Genomic DNA, 14,881 nt, shown 5'->3' on the forward strand with positions numbered 1-14,881 from the left:
GGTTCGTGTTTTGCCTCAGCCGGCGAGTATACGCTCGATCGCCGGGCGGTTCAGCCCCTTCAGGCCAATGACGACGAGGCGCGAGCGGCGGTCGTCCTCGGCCGTCCAGGCGCGGTCATAGTAGTGATTGACGCGCGGGCCGACGGCCTGCAGCAAAAGCCGCATCGGCTTGCCGCCGACATCGACGAAGCCTTTCACACGCAGCACATTCTCTTCTTCGGCAACGGTGGCGACCCGCTTTGCGAGCTCGTCCGGATTGGCAATCGAGGGGATGTCGACGATGAAGGTGTCGAAATCGTCATGCTCGTGGTCGAAGGCGCCGTCATGATGCGACTTGCGATTCTCGATATCGTCCTCGACGGCGAGGCCGAGGCCAAGCAGTACGGAAGGATCGACCTTGCCATGCGCGGTCGATACGATCTTCACGGCGCGGGCAGAGTGTTCGTTGATAATGGCGTTGGCGCGGGCCGAACCGGCTGAATCCATCAAATCGCTCTTCGACAGGATGATCAGGTCGGCGCAGGCGATCTGGTCCTCGAATACCTCTTCGACCGGATCGTCATGGTCGAGCGTCTCGTCCTGGACACGCTGCGCCTGCAGGGCGTCCATGTCGTTGGCGACGCGGCCTTCGGCCAGAGCCGGGCCGTCGACCACGGCGATGACGCCATCGACCGTCACCCGGCTCTTCACGCTCGGCCACTGGAACGCCTGGACTAGCGGCTTGGGCAGAGCGAGGCCGGAGGTTTCGATCAGGATGTGGTCGACCCTTGGTGTCAGTGCGAGGATTTTGTCGAGCGCCGGCACGAAATCGTCGGCAACGGTGCAGCAGATGCAGCCATTGGCGAGTTCGACGATGTTTTCCTCCGGGCAGGTGTCGATGCCGCAGCCTTTGAGGATTTCGCCGTCGATGCCGATGTCGCCGAACTCGTTGACGATGATGGCAATGCGCTTGCCGCCGGCGTTTTCCAGGAGATGGCGGACCAGCGTCGTCTTGCCGGCGCCGAGGAAGCCGGTGACGACGGTGCAGGGAACACGGGATACAGATGCGGTCATGATCAGTCCTTCAGCATGTCGAGGGGCGGGATGCGGGCAACGAGGCCGCGCTTGAGGCTATCGGGCCGGCCGCGCCAGGGGATGAGGCCGTCGGTCGAGGTGGCGAAGAGCTTTGCGCCGGTGACGAGGTCGGCGCCGCTGTTCGTGGTCAGGTCGCCGAAGACATAGCTCCAGCAGCCGTCACGCAGGATCGCGGCGCTCAGGCGGCGCTTGCAATTGCCGAGACATTCGGCGGTGCGGACCCGGACATCGCCGGCAGCGGCGCGGCGCGTGTCCTCAGCCAGCGATTCGCCGGCGCGCGGATGGGCGTCGGAGCCGGTCTCATCGCGGCAGGAGGCGCAGACGATGACGGTCACGCCGGACAAGGCGTCACCATCGGCGGACGAAACATCCGCTGTGCCAGCCGAAAAACTGCTGTTCTGGTCCAAAAACCGGGCTCCTTGCCCGGAAACCCGCCAGGCGATCGGATACTTTGTCTCAGACGGCAGGTCTCCTGGCTCGCGGGTCATCGCCTTGGTTAGCCGCCTTCCCGGTGTTACCCAGTGGCTTTCGGCCTTGGCTCTTCGCTTACAGTTGCGGGGACAGCCGCGGATTTGAGATCGAAATCCCGCACCGCATTCCCTCTTGGCCCTTGCCGTTGCGGGCAGGGGACCGTCTGGACCGGATTTAGGCGGTTAGGGTAGTGGAAGTCAACGCACGGCTACGACATGGCAATGTCGGCCAAAGGCCGACCCAGACCGCCAGCCGGCGTCACTTCGATGCGCTCGAGGCCAAGCCAGCCCTGCATCTGCTTCAATTCTTCGAGGAGTTGAGCGGCGGTTCCAGGCGGCGCGCCGGGCTCGGCGTAGGCGGCGTGGACGCGTAGGACACTCGCAGGCCGGTCGGCCTTGAGGTCGACCCGCCCCACGATCCTGTCGCCGAGCAGGAAGGGCAGGACGTAGTAGCCATACTGGCGCTTGTCGGCAGGGGTGTAGATCTCGATGCGGTAATGGAAATCGAACAGGCGCTCGCTGCGCGACCGTTCGAAGACGACAGGATCGAAGGGTGCCAGCAGGGCGCGGGCTTCGATTTTTCGCGGCAGGCGCGCGTCCCGGTGAAGGAAAGCCGGCTTGTCCCAGCCTTCGACGCGCACTGGCAGCAGTTCGCCCGACTCGACCAGTTCCTCCAGCCGGCCCTTCATGTCGGCCGGCGACAGGCGGAAATAGTCGCGCAGATCGCCCGATGTCGCGATGCCATGGGCGCGGGCGGAAATGCGCAGCAATTCGCGGTGTGCGTCCTCGGCGGCCGGCACCGGCAGATCGAGGATCGCCTGCGGCAGCACGCGCTCGGGCAGGTCGTAGAAACGCTCGAAGCCGCGGCGGTGCGCCGTGGTGATGCGGCCGGCCCAGAACAGCCATTCGAAGGCATGCTTGGCGTGGCTCCAGCCCCACCAACCGCCCGAGCCCTTCTGGCCTTCCAGAGCCGAAGCGGCGATCGGGCCACGGTCGGCAACCGCGCGGTAGATCTCTTCGATATAGACAGCGTGCTCGCGGCCCCATTTGGCGAGACCGAGATACATTTCGTCGCCCTGCTCGGCGCGTTGCATACGCCAGCGCATCAGCGGCCAGGTCTCGACCGGAAGGAAGGAGGCCTCGTGCGCCCAGTACTCGAACACCGTGCGCTTGCGGGTGACGGCGGCATTGTCGAGCAAAGCCTGCGGGTAGGGGCCAAGCCGCGAATAGAGCGGCATATAATGGGCGCGCACCACCGCGCTGACGGAATCGATCTGCAGCAGGCCGGTGCGCGAAAGTACGCGGGCGAGGTGGCGGCGGTCGGGTATGCCGCCCGGCCGTGGGTCGGTAAAACCCTGCGCCCCAAGGGCAATGCGCCTGGCCATGGCGAGTGATATTTTGTCCTTCATCAAGATGCCTTTGCCCTGGTCCTGTCCGCGTATTTTTAGCCGGTGATTCCGGCGATGCTAGCAGGCTTGTGGCGGGAGACATGTCAGGAGACAAAAGTGGAGTAAAATGTGAAGGAAATCAAACAGGAGGGGATCGGACCAGTTTTTCCCGAACTGCCGTCCAGCACCCTCTTTTGAACAAGGTTTGACTTGCTTCGCTCAAAGCCCTGCGCTAACCCTCGCCGCGTTGCAGCAAAGGCACCTAAAACGGTTCAGCGGTTAAACTGTCACGCTTCCGCATTAGGGTTGGTTGCTGTAATCAAAGTGGATTGGCCGCCAACGGAAAGCCGCAGCATGAACGCATTGCTCAGTTCGTACCTGCCCATCGTCCTCTTCATCGCCGTGGCGGCGGTCGTCGGCCTGGCGCTCATCATCGCGCCGTTCCTGGTGGCCTACCGCAATCCCGATCCGGAAAAGCTCTCCGCCTATGAGTGCGGCTTCAACTCGTTCGACGATGCCCGCATGAAGTTCGACATCCGCTTCTACCTGGTGTCGATCCTGTTCATCATCTTCGATCTGGAAGTGGCCTTCCTGTTCCCGTGGGCGGTGTCGTTCTCGAAGATCGGCATGCTCGGTTTCTGGTCGATGATGGTGTTTTTGGCGGTGCTGACCATCGGTTTTGCCTATGAATGGAAAAAAGGAGCGCTGGAATGGGATTGAACGACAGTTCCGGTACGCTCGTCGCGCCCAAGCCCAAGGGCCTGATCGACCCCAATACCGGTCGCCCGGTCGGTTCTGACGATCCGTTCTTCCTCGAGATCAACAATGAACTCGCCGACAAGGGTTTTCTGGTCACCTCGACCGAGGCGCTGATCACCTGGGCACGCAGCGGCTCGCTGATGTTCATGACGTTCGGCCTGGCTTGCTGCGCCGTCGAGATGATCCACACCTCGATGCCGCGCTATGATTCGGAGCGGTTCGGTGTTGCGCCGCGCGCGTCTCCGCGCCAGTCCGACATCATGATCGTCGCGGGAACGCTGACCAACAAGATGGCGCCGGCGCTGCGCAAGGTCTACGACCAGATGCCGGAGCCGCGCTACGTCATCTCGATGGGCTCCTGCGCCAATGGCGGCGGCTATTACCACTATTCCTATTCGGTGGTGCGCGGCTGTGACCGCGTCGTGCCCGTCGACATTTATGTGCCCGGCTGCCCGCCGAGCGCCGAAGCGCTCCTCTACGGTATTCTTCTGCTGCAGAAGAAAATCCGCCGCACCGGCACGATCGAACGGTAAATCCATGGCCGCATCCCTGAGCGAACTGTCGACCTATCTCGGCGAAAAGCTGCCGGGCCGTGTCAAAGACGCGGTGCTGGCTTATGGCGAGCTCGGCATTTCTGTTGAGCCCGGTGACCTTATCGACGTGGCGACCTTCCTGCGCGACGATGCAGGCTGCCAGTTCATCTCGATCATCGATGTCTGTGGCGCCGACTATCCGTCGCGGGCCAAGCGCTTCGATGTCGTCTATCACCTGTTGTCGCCGAAGCAGAATTTGCGCATCCGCATCAAGGTCCAGGCCGACGAAGAGACGCTGGTGCCGTCGCTGACATCAGTCTATCCCGGCGCCGACTGGTTCGAGCGCGAGACCTATGATCTCTATGGCGTCCTGTTCTCCGGCCATCCGGACCTGCGCCGCATTCTCACCGACTATGGTTTCGAGGGCCATCCGCTGCGCAAGGATTTCCCGCTGACCGGTTTCGTCGAAGTCCGCTACGACGACGAAGCCAAGCGGGTGATCTACGAGCCGGTCGAGCTCAAGCAGGAATTCCGCAATTTCGATTTTCTCTCGCCATGGGAAGGGACTGACTACGTCCTGCCGGGCGATGAAAAAGCCAAGACGAATTGAGGCGCCAGAATGGCCGAAACCTCCGTCCGCAATTTTAACATCAACTTTGGACCTCAACACCCTGCAGCGCATGGTGTTTTGAGGTTGGTGCTTGAGTTGGACGGCGAAGTGGTCGATCGCGTCGATCCGCATATCGGCTTGCTCCACCGCGGCACCGAAAAGTTGATCGAGCACAAGACCTATCTGCAGGCGATACCTTATCTCGACCGGCTCGACTATTGCGCGCCGATGAACCAGGAGCATGCCTTCGCGCTCGCCGCCGAGCGGCTGCTCGGCATCGAAGTGCCGAAGCGCGGCCAGCTGATCCGCGTGCTCTATTGCGAGATCGGCCGCATCATGTCGCACATCCTCAATGTGACGACGCAGGCGCTGGATATCGGCGCGCTGACACCGCCACTGTGGGGCTTCGTCGAGCGCGAAAAGCTGATGGTGTTCTATGAGCGCGCCTCGGGTTCGCGCATGCATGCCGCCTATTTTCGTCCGGGCGGCGTCCATCAGGATTTGCCGGCGAAGCTGGTCGAGGACATCGGCAAGTGGATCGACCCGTTCCTGAAGTCGCTCGACGATCTCGACAAGCTGCTCACTGGAAACCGCATCTTCAAGCAGCGCAATGTCGATATTGGGACGGTGTCGCTGGCCGATGCCTGGGCCTGGGGCTTTTCCGGCGTCATGGTGCGCGGCTCCGGTGCTGCCTGGGACCTGCGCAAGTCGCAGCCCTATGAATGCTATTCCGAGATGGATTTCGACATCCCGATCGGCAAGAACGGCGACTGCTACGACCGTTATCTCGTGCGCATGGAAGAGATGCGTCAATCGGCCAAGATCATGCGCCAGTGCGTCGATCTGCTGCTCGGCAAGGAAAGCGTCGGGCCGGTGTCGAACCTCGACGGCAAGGTGGTGCCGCCCAAGCGCCAGGCGATGAAGCGCTCGATGGAAGCGCTGATCCACCACTTCAAGCTCTACACCGAAGGTTATCGCGTGCCGGCCGGTGAGGTCTATGCCGCGGTCGAAGCGCCGAAGGGCGAATTCGGCGTCTACCTCGTCTCCGACGGCTCCAATAAGCCCTACCGCTGCAAGCTGCGCGCCCCCGGTTTCGCGCATCTGCAAGCCATGGATTTCCTCTGCCGCGGCCACATGCTGGCCGACGTCACCGCCGTGTTGGGTTCACTCGATATCGTCTTTGGTGAGGTCGATCGGTAGCAATGAATGCTCTTGTCACCGCAGCGGTTCTGGCAATGGCGACCCAGGTTCCTGCTTGGGGTCCCGATGGTCGGCTGCTGTCGAGAGACTTGGTCAAGATCGGGTTTGAGCTGGTCGCTGAAGGTGACTTGTTGATGGGGCGCACATACGAGAGGCACGCGCCGATGGATCAGGATTTTGTTATTCATTCCCGTCCGGCGTGCCCGATCGAGACGTTCGTAGCCCAGGTGCCCGGCCGGCCGAGGCCTTACTGTGTCTCTTGGGTTGATGATCGGTATGATGAGTATGTCCGCCTGAAGCGCGGTAAAGAAGAGTTTGTGTGCGTGATAGGGCAATCTGAGAACTGCTATCGCGTCTCCAGTTCACTTCAATAAGAAAACATAAAAGCGAAACTCCATGTCAGTCCGCCGTCTCGCAGAAGCCAGCGTCCAGCCAGCCACCTTCGCCTTCAACCGGGCGAATGCGGCGGTGGCCAAGCAATGGATCAAGAAATATCCGAAGGGCCGCGAGCAGTCGGCGATCATTCCCTTGCTGATGATCGCGCAGGAGCAGGAAGGCTGGGTCACCAAAGCGGCGATCGAGACGATTTCGGACATGCTCGGCATGCCGCGCATTCGCGGGCTTGAGGTTGCGACGTTCTACACGCAGTACCAGCTCAATCCGGTCGGCACCCGCGCGCATATCCAGGTCTGCGGCACCACGCCCTGCATGCTGCGCGGTTCGGAAGCGCTGATGGATGTGTGCCGCTCGAAAATCCATCACGACCAGTTCCACACCAACGACAAGGGCACGCTGTCGTGGGAGGAGGTCGAGTGCCTTGGCGCCTGCGTCAACGCGCCGATGGTGATGGTCTTCAAGGATACGTTCGAGGATTTGACGCCGGAACGGCTGGCCGAAATCATCGATCTTTACGATGCGGGCAAGGGTGCCACGGTTCCCACGGGACCGCAGAACGGCCGCACCGGCTCGGAGCCGGCCCCCGGCCTGACGACGCTGAAGAGCGAAAAGGCGATCCTGAAGTCGACCCGCGACAAGGAAGCCAAAGCGGCGACCAAGGCTGCCAAAGCGGCGCCAGCCGCAGTTGCGCCGGCCGCTACGGTTTCGCAGGCGCCGGCCGTAGCGCCGGTTGCGCCGTCCAAGGCCGGCAAGCCAAAGACCGATGCTCCAGAGACCAGTCCGGCTCTGAAGTCGCCATCGCCGGTCAAGGTCGCGCCCGAGGTGGAAAAAGCAGCGAGCGTTGCCGCACCGCTGCATTCGGCTGCCAATGCCAATCTGGCTGCGCCGGAAGTCGAGGAGGTCTCGAAACAGCGCAGCGGCCCCAGGAACAAAGCCGAGCCGGCGACTGCCTTCAAGGCGCCGGAAGTCAAGATTCCAGCCGCCAAGCCGGCAAAACCGTCGCTCGAGGACAAGAACCGTCCGGCCGGCATCGACAGGCCGGCGGCGGTCGACGATCTCAAGCTGATCTCCGGCGTCGGCCCGAAGATCGAAGGCATCCTGCACACGCTGGGCATCTTCACCTTCGCGCAGGTCGCTTCGTGGAAGAAGGCAGAGCGCGACTGGGTGGACGGCTATCTCGCCTTCCACGGCCGCATCGACCGCGACGACTGGGTCGGCCAAGCCAAGGCGCTCGCCAAGGGCGGCGTCGCCGAATACATCCGCGTCTTCGGCAAGAAGCCGGTCTGAGGGTAAGAAAAATGCTTCAGGACAAAGACCGCATCTTCAACAATATCTACGGCCTCTTCGACAAGTCGCTGGCGGGCGCCATGGCGCGCGGCGCTTGGGACAACACGCCTGGCATCATCGCCAAGGGGCGCGACTGGATCGTCAACGAGATGAAGGCGTCGGGTCTGCGCGGCCGTGGCGGCGCCGGCTTCCCGACCGGGTTGAAATGGTCGTTCATGCCCAAGCAGAGCGATGGAAGGCCGAGCTATCTCGTTGTCAACGCTGACGAATCCGAGCCCGGCACCTGTAAGGACCGCGACATCCTTCGAAACGATCCGCACACGCTGGTCGAGGGCTCTTTCATTGCCGGCTTCGCCATGGGCGCGGTCGCCGCTTACATCTATGTTCGCGGCGAGTTCATCCGCGAGCGCGAGGCGCTGCAGCGCGCCATCGACGAGGCCTACGAGGCCAAGCTGATCGGCAAGAACAACACGTCCGGCTACGATTTCGACATCTACATGCATCACGGCGCCGGCGCCTACATCTGCGGCGAGGAAACCGCACTGCTCGAAAGCCTCGAAGGCAAGAAGGGCCAGCCCAGGCTGAAGCCGCCATTCCCGGCCAATGTCGGCTTGTACGGTTGTCCGACAACCGTGAACAATGTCGAGTCGATCGCGGTGGCGCCGACCATTTTGCGCCGGGGTGCTGCCTGGTTCTCGTCCTTTGGCCGGCCCAACAATGTCGGCACCAAGCTGTTTTGCATCTCCGGCCACGTCAACAATCCGTGCACCGTCGAAGAGGCGATGTCGATCCCGTTTCGCGAGCTGATCGAGACGCATTGCGGCGGCATTCGCGGCGGCTGGGACAATCTCCTGGCGGTCATTCCGGGCGGCGCTTCGGTGCCGCTGGTGCCGGCTGAGCAGATCATCGATGCGCCGATGGATTTCGACGCACTGCGCGATCTCAAATCCGGCCTCGGCACGGCGGCTGTCATCGTCATGGACAAGTCGACGGATATCGTGAAGGCGATTGCCAGGCTGTCCTATTTCTACAAGCACGAAAGCTGCGGCCAGTGCACGCCGTGCCGCGAAGGCACCGGCTGGATGTGGCGGGTGATGGAGCGGCTGGTGCGCGGCGAGGCGCAGAAGCGCGAGATCGACATGCTGCTCGACGTCACCAAGCAGGTGGAAGGCCATACGATCTGCGCGCTGGGCGATGCCGCGGCGTGGCCGATCCAGGGGCTGATGCGGCATTTCCGCGGCGAAGTGGAGCGGCGCATCGACGAGTTTTCGCGCAACGCGCACCGGGCCGAACCGGTGATGGTGGCGGCGGAATAGATTTGGAATGCGGGCGCGAGCCCGGGACTGAACGTGCGGGGCGGGGCAAACGAAGAATCGACCAGGAGATTTCTATGGCGCCGTATTCGAACCCTTTGATGCCCAAATTGGACCAGCTTGAGAAGATGAACCAGGATTTGACCAGGATGATGCCGAAGGAGATGGCCAGCGCCGTCAACCTTCTCGCGCATCCTGTCGCGGGTGCCGCCGCCATGTCGGCGCTTGGCCTCGGCCTTGCCAACCACGCCTTTGGCGTGTGGCTCGGCGCATGGTCCGGTGCCGCCGAGGCATCGCAGCGGATTTTCCAGCCGATGATCGACGATTACGAGCAGCGCGCCGAGCGTTATTCGGAGACCGCCCCCGCCACCAAGGCGCGCGCGGCGACCAAAACCCTGATCGCCGAGGCGCAGACTTTCGCGCAGGACGTGACCGATATTGCCGCCCGCACCGTCGATGCCGAGCCGGAGAAGGCGGATCCGGTCGCCGAAGACGCGACGACCGGATTGATGCCGGAGGATTTCAGGCAGCCCAAGACCATTGCGCGTCCGTCGAAGCCGTCGGATCTCAAGGCGATAGCGGGTGTTGGGCCGAAGCTTGAAAAAGTGCTGAACGGCCTCGGCATCTGGACCTATGCCCAGATCGCCGCATGGACGCCGGAGGAGATCGCCTGGGTCGAGGACTACCTGTCGCTTAAGGGCCGCATCGGCCGCGACGAGTGGACCCGCCAGGCGGCGGCGCTGACGCTGGCCGCCAAGGCGAAGAGGTAGGGGGCAGGCATGGATTTCCACGACAGGAGCGAAGTTCTCGATGTGCGCAATGCCATCGTCAGCAACTCCAGATTTGACGATGTGAACCTGGCGAACACGCAGTTTCACAACTTCAACCTGTCGGCGGCCCTGGTGGACGACGCGAACCTCTCGAACGCGTCTTTCAGCAATGTGAATATGAGCAACGTGAAGATAGAAAACGCTGAAGTCGCCGGCATGATGATCAATGGCATCAGGCTGAGCGATCTGTTTCAGGCATATGAGACGGCGAAGACCGCCGGGGGCAATTGATGGCAAAGCTCAAGGTCGACGGGAAAGAGATCACTGTACCCGACCACTACACGCTGCTGCAGGCGGCCGAGGACGCGGGCGCGGAAGTGCCGCGCTTCTGCTTCCATGAGCGGCTGTCGATCGCCGGCAATTGCCGCATGTGCCTGATCGAGGTGAAGGGCGGGCCGCCCAAGCCGCAGGCCTCCTGCGCCATGGGCGTGCGCGACCTGCGCCCCGGCCCGAATGGCGAGGTGCCGGAAATCTTCACCAACACGCCGATGGTCAAGAAGGCCCGCGAAGGCGTGATGGAGTTCCTGCTGATCAACCATCCGCTGGACTGCCCGATCTGCGACCAGGGCGGCGAGTGCGACCTGCAAGACCAGGCAATGGCTTTCGGCGTCGATTCCTCGCGGTATCACGAGAACAAGCGCGCGGTCGAAGACAAGTATATCGGCCCGCTGGTCAAGACGGTGATGAACCGCTGCATCCACTGCACGCGCTGCGTCCGCTTCACCACGGAAGTTGCGGGCATCTCCGAGCTCGGCCTGATCGGCCGCGGCGAGGATGCCGAGATCACCACCTATCTCGAAAGCGCCATGACCTCGGAACTGCAGGGCAATGTCATCGACCTCTGCCCGGTCGGCGCGCTGACTTCGAAGCCGTTCGCCTTCCAGGCGCGGCCGTGGGAGCTGACCAAGACCGAATCCATCGACGTGATGGACGCCGTCGGTTCGGCGATCCGCGTCGATAGCCGTGGCCGCGAAGTGATGCGCATCCTGCCGCGCGTCAACGAGGCGGTGAACGAGGAGTGGATTTCCGACAAGACCCGCTTCATCTGGGACGGCTTGCGCACGCAGCGCCTGGACCGCCCCTATGTGCGCAAGGACGGCAAGCTGGTGCCGACCAGCTGGGCCGAGGCTTTTTCGGCGATCAAGGATGCGGTTTCGAAGGCGGCACCCGAAAAGATCGGCGCCATTGCCGGCGATCTTGCGGCGGTTGAGGAAATCTACGCGCTGAAGCAGCTTATGGCTGCGCTCGGCTCCAAGAACACCGATTGCCGCCAGGATGGCGCCGCACTCGATCCGGCGCTCGGCCGCGCCAGCTACATCTTCAACCCGACCATCGAAGGCATCGAGCAGGCCGATGCGGTGCTGATCATTGGCGCCAATCCGCGCTTCGAGGCTTCTGTGCTCAACGCCCGCATCCGCAAGCGCTGGCGCATCGGCAACCTGCCGGTCGGTGTCATCGGCGAGGTCGGCGACACACGCTACGACTATGAGCAGCTCGGCGCCGGTCCGGAATCGCTGAAAGATCTGGCCGACGGCAACGGCAAGTTCTTCCAGGTGCTGAAGAAGGCGACGCATCCGCTGATCATCGTCGGCCAGGGCGCGCTGGCGCGCGCCGACGGTGCGGCCGTGCTCGGCCAGGCGGCGAAGCTCGCTGCCGCGATCAATGCTGCCCGCGCCGACTGGAACGGCTTTGCCGTGCTGCACAATGCAGCTGCCCGTGTCGGCGGCCTCGATGTCGGCTTCGTGCCGGGCGAGGGCGGCAAGAATGTCGCCGGCATGCTCGGCGAGAGCGACGTGCTGTTCCTGCTCGGCGCCGACGAGATCGACATGTCGAAGACCGGCGGCGCCTTCGTCGTCTATGTCGGCACCCATGGCGACGCCGGCGCGCATCGCGCCAATGTCATCCTGCCGGGTGCTGCCTACACCGAGAAGTCGGGCACCTATGTCAACACCGAGGGCCGCGTGCAGCAGACCAACCGCGCCGGTTTCGCGCCGGGCGATGCGCGCGAGGACTGGGCGATCCTGAGGGCGCTGTCGGATGTGCTCGGCAAGAAGCTGCCCTTCGATTCGCTGCAGCAGCTGCGCGCCAAACTCTATGGCGAATACCCACATCTCGCCCGCATCGATCATGTCGAGGCCGGCAATGCCGACGACATCGCCAAGGTGGCGAAGCTCGGCGGGCGGCTGAACAAGGGCACCTTCACCTCGCCGGTCACGGATTTCTATCTGACCAACCCGATCGCGCGGGCGTCGGCCGTGATGGCTGAGTGCTCGGCGCTGGCGAAGAGCGGCTTCAAGCAGGCGGCGGAATAAGCATGGACACTTTCTTCTCCTTCTATGTGGTGCCGGCGCTCTGGATTGTGGCCCAGTCGGTGTTCCTCATCGTTGTCCTGCTGATCGGGGTCGCCTATCTGCTTTATGCCGACCGCAAGATCTGGGCGGCGGTGCAGCTGCGCCGTGGCCCGAACGTCGTCGGCCCATGGGGCACGCTGCAGGCTTTCGCCGACCTGTTGAAGTTCGTCTTCAAGGAGCCGGTCATTCCGTCCGGCGCCAACAAAGGCGTTTTCCTGCTGGCGCCGCTGGTGTCGGCGGTGCTCGCGATCTCGGCCTGGGCGGTCATTCCCGTCAATGCCGGCTGGGCGATCGCCAACGTCAATGTCGGCATCCTCTACGTCTTCGCCATCTCCTCGCTCGAGGTCTATGGCGTGATCATGGGTGGCTGGGCGTCGAACTCGAAATACCCGTTCCTCGGCGCGTTGCGCTCGGCGGCGCAGATGGTGTCCTACGAAGTCTCGATCGGCTTCGTCATCGTCACCGTGCTGCTTTGCGTCGGCTCGCTCAACCTGTCGGACATCGTGATGTCGCAGCAGGACGGGCTGGGCACCAAGCTTGGCCTGCCCAACAGCTTCCTCGACTGGCACTGGCTGGCGCTGTTCCCGATGTTCGTCATCTTTTTCATCTCGGCGCTGGCTGAGACCAATCGCCCGCCCTTCGACCTGGTGGAAGCCGAGTCGGAACTCGTCGCCGGCCACATGGTCGAATATTCGTCGACGCCGTTCCTGTTGTTCTTCCTCGGCGAATATGTCGCCGTGGTGCTGATGTGCGCGCTGGCGACCATCCTGTTTCTCGGCGGCTGGCTGCCACCCTTCGACTTCGCGCCCTTCACCTGGGTGCCCGGGGTGATCTGGTTCGTGCTCAAGATCTGCCTGATGTTCTTCATGTTCTCCATGGTGAAGGCTTTCGTGCCGCGCTATCGCTACGACCAGCTGATGCGCCTTGGCTGGAAAGTCTTCCTGCCGATCTCGCTGGCGATGGTGGTGATCGTCGCTGCCTTCCTCAAGATCACGGGGTTTGCGTGATGTCCGCTCTTGGCCAAGCCGCAAAATCGCTGCTGCTGCAGGATTTCGTCAGCGCCTTCTTCCTGTCGATGCGCCAGTTCTTCGCGCCGAAGGAGACGATCAACTATCCGCACGAGAAAGGGCCGGTGAGCCCGCGCTTCCGGGGCGAGCATGCACTGCGCCGCTATCCCAATGGCGAGGAACGCTGCATTGCCTGCAAGCTATGCGAAGCGATCTGCCCGGCGCAGGCGATCACAATCGAAGCCGGCCCGCGCCGCAATGATGGTACGCGCCGCACGGTGCGCTACGACATCGACATGGTGAAGTGCATCTATTGCGGCTTCTGCCAGGAAGCCTGCCCGGTCGACGCCATCGTCGAGGGGCCGAATTTCGAATTCGCGACGGAGACGCGCGAGGAGCTTTACTACGACAAGGACAGGCTGTTGGCGAATGGCGACCGGTGGGAGCGCGAACTGGCGCGCAACATCTCGTTGGACTCGCCCTATCGCTGACATTTGACGCATGGACGGGGCGAGGGGCCTCGTCCATAGGATGATCCCGAAAAGTTGCAGACTTTTCGGACAAGATCATCCTCCGGAAATTCTAAGTGGCCCATGTTTCTTTCGATCGGGTCTTTTAACCCGATCGGAACATGGGCTAGGAAACACGCAACTTGCCGGCCGGAGGCGGTCGCAAACATCGAACAGGACGAGCGTCCTGTTTCGGACAGGAACCCGGGGGATCCCCAATGCTGAGTGGACTAGAGGCGGCCTTTTTCTACCTCTTCGCCTTTGTCGCGGTGGCGTCTGCGTTCATGGTCATTTCGGCGCGCAACCCCGTGCATTCCGTGCTGTTCCTGATCCTGACCTTCTTCAACGCCGCCGGCCTGTTCATGCTGACAGGCGCCGAGTTCCTGGCGATGATTCTGCTCGTCGTCTATGTCGGCGCGGTCATGGTGCTGTTCCTGTTCGTCGTCATGATGCTCGACGTCGACTTCGCCGAGATGAAGGAGGGCGCCCTGCAATATGCGCCGATCGGCGCGCTGGTCGGGCTGATCCTGGCGGCGGAGCTGATCATCGTGCTCGGCGGCTACACATTCGCGCCGCAGCTGGCTTCGACGGTTTCGAAACCGATCCCGGATCTCGCCGCACGGACCAATACGGCGGCGCTGGGCGATATCCTCTATACGGACTACCTCTACTACTTCCAGATTTCGGGCCTCGTGCTGCTGGTCGCCATGATCGGCGCCATCGTGCTGACGCTGCGCCACAAGGAAGGCGTCAAGCGGCAGTCGATCGCTGCCCAGGTCGGCCGCACCCCGGCAACGGGCATGGAAATCCGCAAGGTCAAGTCGGGCGAGGGACTCTGAGATGGTCGTCGGCATCGCGCATTACCTCACCGTATCGGCGATCCTGTTCACGCTCGGCGTGTTCGGCATCTTCCTCAACCGCCGCAACATCATTGTCATCCTGATGTCGATCGAGCTCATCCTTTTGGCGGTCAACATCAATTTCGTCGCCTTCTCGGCCGCCCTCGGCGATCTCGTCGGACAGGTGTTTGCCCTGTTCGTGCTGACGGTCGCGGCCGCCGAAGCGGCCATCGGGCTTGCCATTCTTGTCGTCTTCTTCCGCAACCGCGGCTCGATCGCGGTCGAAGACGTGAACCAGATGAAGGGTTGACGAGG

General features: G+C 62.7%; 17 protein-coding genes and 1 riboswitch. Of the genes, 14 read left to right on the forward strand and 3 right to left on the reverse strand.

Going from position 1 to position 14,881, the window contains the following annotated elements; genetic code table 11:
* Positions 1-15: 15 nt before the first annotated feature.
* From cobW to H0241_RS02695, 3 genes are all read right to left on the reverse strand, one after another.
* Positions 16-1,053 carry a cobalamin biosynthesis protein CobW gene (gene cobW / locus H0241_RS02685; RefSeq protein WP_181055877.1) on the reverse strand — a complete coding sequence of 346 codons (1,038 nt, stop codon included), beginning with the start codon at positions 1,051-1,053 and terminating at the stop codon, positions 16-18.
* A 2-nt stretch (positions 1,054-1,055) separates the two neighbouring features.
* On the reverse strand, positions 1,056-1,481 hold the full coding sequence (locus H0241_RS02690) for a DUF1636 family protein (RefSeq protein WP_181055878.1): 426 nt from the start codon (positions 1,479-1,481) through the stop codon (positions 1,056-1,058).
* Between the two features lie 38 nt (positions 1,482-1,519).
* A riboswitch (cobalamin riboswitch) is annotated at positions 1,520-1,724 on the reverse strand.
* A gap of 29 nt (positions 1,725-1,753) precedes the next feature.
* A complete protein-coding gene (locus H0241_RS02695; protein ID WP_181055879.1) occupies positions 1,754-2,953 on the reverse strand; it encodes a winged helix-turn-helix domain-containing protein in 1,200 nt (399 codons plus the stop codon).
* Positions 2,954-3,286: 333 nt separating this feature from the next.
* On the opposite strand from H0241_RS02695, the gene H0241_RS02700 reads away from it, so the two are divergent.
* The 14 genes from H0241_RS02700 (at position 3,287) to nuoK (ending at position 14,876) form a co-directional block, all read left to right on the forward strand.
* Positions 3,287-3,652 carry an NADH-quinone oxidoreductase subunit A gene (locus H0241_RS02700; protein WP_112394699.1) on the forward strand — a complete coding sequence of 122 codons (366 nt, stop codon included), beginning with the start codon at positions 3,287-3,289 and terminating at the stop codon, positions 3,650-3,652.
* Positions 3,643-4,224 (forward strand): NuoB/complex I 20 kDa subunit family protein, encoded by a 582-nt coding sequence (locus tag H0241_RS02705; RefSeq protein WP_095087216.1) that lies wholly within the window; start codon positions 3,643-3,645, stop codon positions 4,222-4,224. Before H0241_RS02700 ends, H0241_RS02705 begins: the two co-directional genes overlap by 10 nt.
* A 4-nt stretch (positions 4,225-4,228) precedes the next feature.
* Positions 4,229-4,834 carry an NADH-quinone oxidoreductase subunit C gene (locus H0241_RS02710; RefSeq protein WP_181055880.1) on the forward strand — a complete coding sequence of 202 codons (606 nt, stop codon included), beginning with the start codon at positions 4,229-4,231 and terminating at the stop codon, positions 4,832-4,834.
* 9 nt (positions 4,835-4,843) lie between these two features.
* Complete coding sequence (locus H0241_RS02715; protein WP_181055881.1) at positions 4,844-6,034, forward strand: NADH-quinone oxidoreductase subunit D; 1,191 nt, start codon at positions 4,844-4,846, stop codon at positions 6,032-6,034.
* A 2-nt stretch (positions 6,035-6,036) separates the two neighbouring features.
* Positions 6,037-6,408: a hypothetical protein gene (locus H0241_RS02720; RefSeq protein ID WP_181055882.1), complete on the forward strand. Its 372-nt coding sequence runs from the start codon at positions 6,037-6,039 to the stop codon at positions 6,406-6,408.
* 22 nt (positions 6,409-6,430) lie between these two features.
* The gene (locus H0241_RS02725; RefSeq protein ID WP_181055883.1) at positions 6,431-7,717 is read left to right on the forward strand and encodes an NADH-quinone oxidoreductase subunit E; all 1,287 of its coding nucleotides are present in this window, start codon (positions 6,431-6,433) and stop codon (positions 7,715-7,717) included.
* A gap of 11 nt (positions 7,718-7,728) precedes the next feature.
* A complete protein-coding gene (gene nuoF / locus H0241_RS02730; RefSeq protein ID WP_181055884.1) occupies positions 7,729-9,033 on the forward strand; it encodes an NADH-quinone oxidoreductase subunit NuoF in 1,305 nt (434 codons plus the stop codon).
* A gap of 74 nt (positions 9,034-9,107) precedes the next feature.
* Positions 9,108-9,800 carry an NADH-ubiquinone dehydrogenase gene (locus H0241_RS02735; RefSeq protein ID WP_181055885.1) on the forward strand — a complete coding sequence of 231 codons (693 nt, stop codon included), beginning with the start codon at positions 9,108-9,110 and terminating at the stop codon, positions 9,798-9,800.
* 9 nt (positions 9,801-9,809) lie between these two features.
* Entirely contained in the window at positions 9,810-10,091 is a 282-nt protein-coding gene (locus H0241_RS02740) for a pentapeptide repeat-containing protein (RefSeq protein ID WP_181055886.1), read from the forward strand.
* Positions 10,091-12,172: an NADH-quinone oxidoreductase subunit NuoG gene (gene nuoG / locus H0241_RS02745; protein WP_181055887.1), complete on the forward strand. Its 2,082-nt coding sequence runs from the start codon at positions 10,091-10,093 to the stop codon at positions 12,170-12,172. The genes H0241_RS02740 and nuoG overlap by 1 nt, the downstream gene beginning before the upstream one ends.
* A gap of 2 nt (positions 12,173-12,174) precedes the next feature.
* A complete protein-coding gene (gene nuoH, locus H0241_RS02750) occupies positions 12,175-13,218 on the forward strand; it encodes an NADH-quinone oxidoreductase subunit NuoH (RefSeq protein WP_181055888.1) in 1,044 nt (347 codons plus the stop codon).
* The gene (gene nuoI / locus H0241_RS02755) at positions 13,218-13,709 is read left to right on the forward strand and encodes an NADH-quinone oxidoreductase subunit NuoI (protein WP_181055889.1); all 492 of its coding nucleotides are present in this window, start codon (positions 13,218-13,220) and stop codon (positions 13,707-13,709) included. Before nuoH ends, nuoI begins: the two co-directional genes overlap by 1 nt.
* Positions 13,710-13,945: 236 nt before the next feature.
* On the forward strand, positions 13,946-14,566 hold the full coding sequence (locus H0241_RS02760; protein WP_181055890.1) for an NADH-quinone oxidoreductase subunit J: 621 nt from the start codon (positions 13,946-13,948) through the stop codon (positions 14,564-14,566).
* 1 nt (position 14,567) lies between these two features.
* Complete coding sequence (nuoK, locus tag H0241_RS02765; protein ID WP_023670810.1) at positions 14,568-14,876, forward strand: NADH-quinone oxidoreductase subunit NuoK; 309 nt, start codon at positions 14,568-14,570, stop codon at positions 14,874-14,876.
* Positions 14,877-14,881: the final 5 nt, after the last annotated feature.

Origin of the sequence: Mesorhizobium neociceri (genome assembly GCF_013520985.1) — a bacterium.
In the GTDB taxonomy this organism is placed as follows: domain Bacteria; phylum Pseudomonadota; class Alphaproteobacteria; order Rhizobiales; family Rhizobiaceae; genus Mesorhizobium; species Mesorhizobium neociceri.

Coding starts and splice junctions, on each gene's coding strand:
- cobW (WP_181055877.1), bottom strand. CDS start 1,053: ATGACCGCATCTGTATCCCGTGTTCCCTGCACCGTCGTCACCGGCTTC.
- H0241_RS02695 (WP_181055879.1), bottom strand. CDS start 2,953: ATGAAGGACAAAATATCACTCGCCATGGCCAGGCGCATTGCCCTTGGG.
- H0241_RS02700 (WP_112394699.1), top strand. CDS start 3,287: ATGAACGCATTGCTCAGTTCGTACCTGCCCATCGTCCTCTTCATCGCC.
- H0241_RS02705 (WP_095087216.1), top strand. CDS start 3,643: ATGGGATTGAACGACAGTTCCGGTACGCTCGTCGCGCCCAAGCCCAAG.
- H0241_RS02710 (WP_181055880.1), top strand. CDS start 4,229: ATGGCCGCATCCCTGAGCGAACTGTCGACCTATCTCGGCGAAAAGCTG.
- H0241_RS02715 (WP_181055881.1), top strand. CDS start 4,844: ATGGCCGAAACCTCCGTCCGCAATTTTAACATCAACTTTGGACCTCAA.
- H0241_RS02720 (WP_181055882.1), top strand. CDS start 6,037: ATGAATGCTCTTGTCACCGCAGCGGTTCTGGCAATGGCGACCCAGGTT.
- H0241_RS02725 (WP_181055883.1), top strand. CDS start 6,431: ATGTCAGTCCGCCGTCTCGCAGAAGCCAGCGTCCAGCCAGCCACCTTC.
- nuoF (WP_181055884.1), top strand. CDS start 7,729: ATGCTTCAGGACAAAGACCGCATCTTCAACAATATCTACGGCCTCTTC.
- H0241_RS02735 (WP_181055885.1), top strand. CDS start 9,108: ATGGCGCCGTATTCGAACCCTTTGATGCCCAAATTGGACCAGCTTGAG.
- H0241_RS02740 (WP_181055886.1), top strand. CDS start 9,810: ATGGATTTCCACGACAGGAGCGAAGTTCTCGATGTGCGCAATGCCATC.
- nuoG (WP_181055887.1), top strand. CDS start 10,091: ATGGCAAAGCTCAAGGTCGACGGGAAAGAGATCACTGTACCCGACCAC.
- nuoH (WP_181055888.1), top strand. CDS start 12,175: ATGGACACTTTCTTCTCCTTCTATGTGGTGCCGGCGCTCTGGATTGTG.
- nuoI (WP_181055889.1), top strand. CDS start 13,218: ATGTCCGCTCTTGGCCAAGCCGCAAAATCGCTGCTGCTGCAGGATTTC.
- H0241_RS02760 (WP_181055890.1), top strand. CDS start 13,946: ATGCTGAGTGGACTAGAGGCGGCCTTTTTCTACCTCTTCGCCTTTGTC.
- nuoK (WP_023670810.1), top strand. CDS start 14,568: ATGGTCGTCGGCATCGCGCATTACCTCACCGTATCGGCGATCCTGTTC.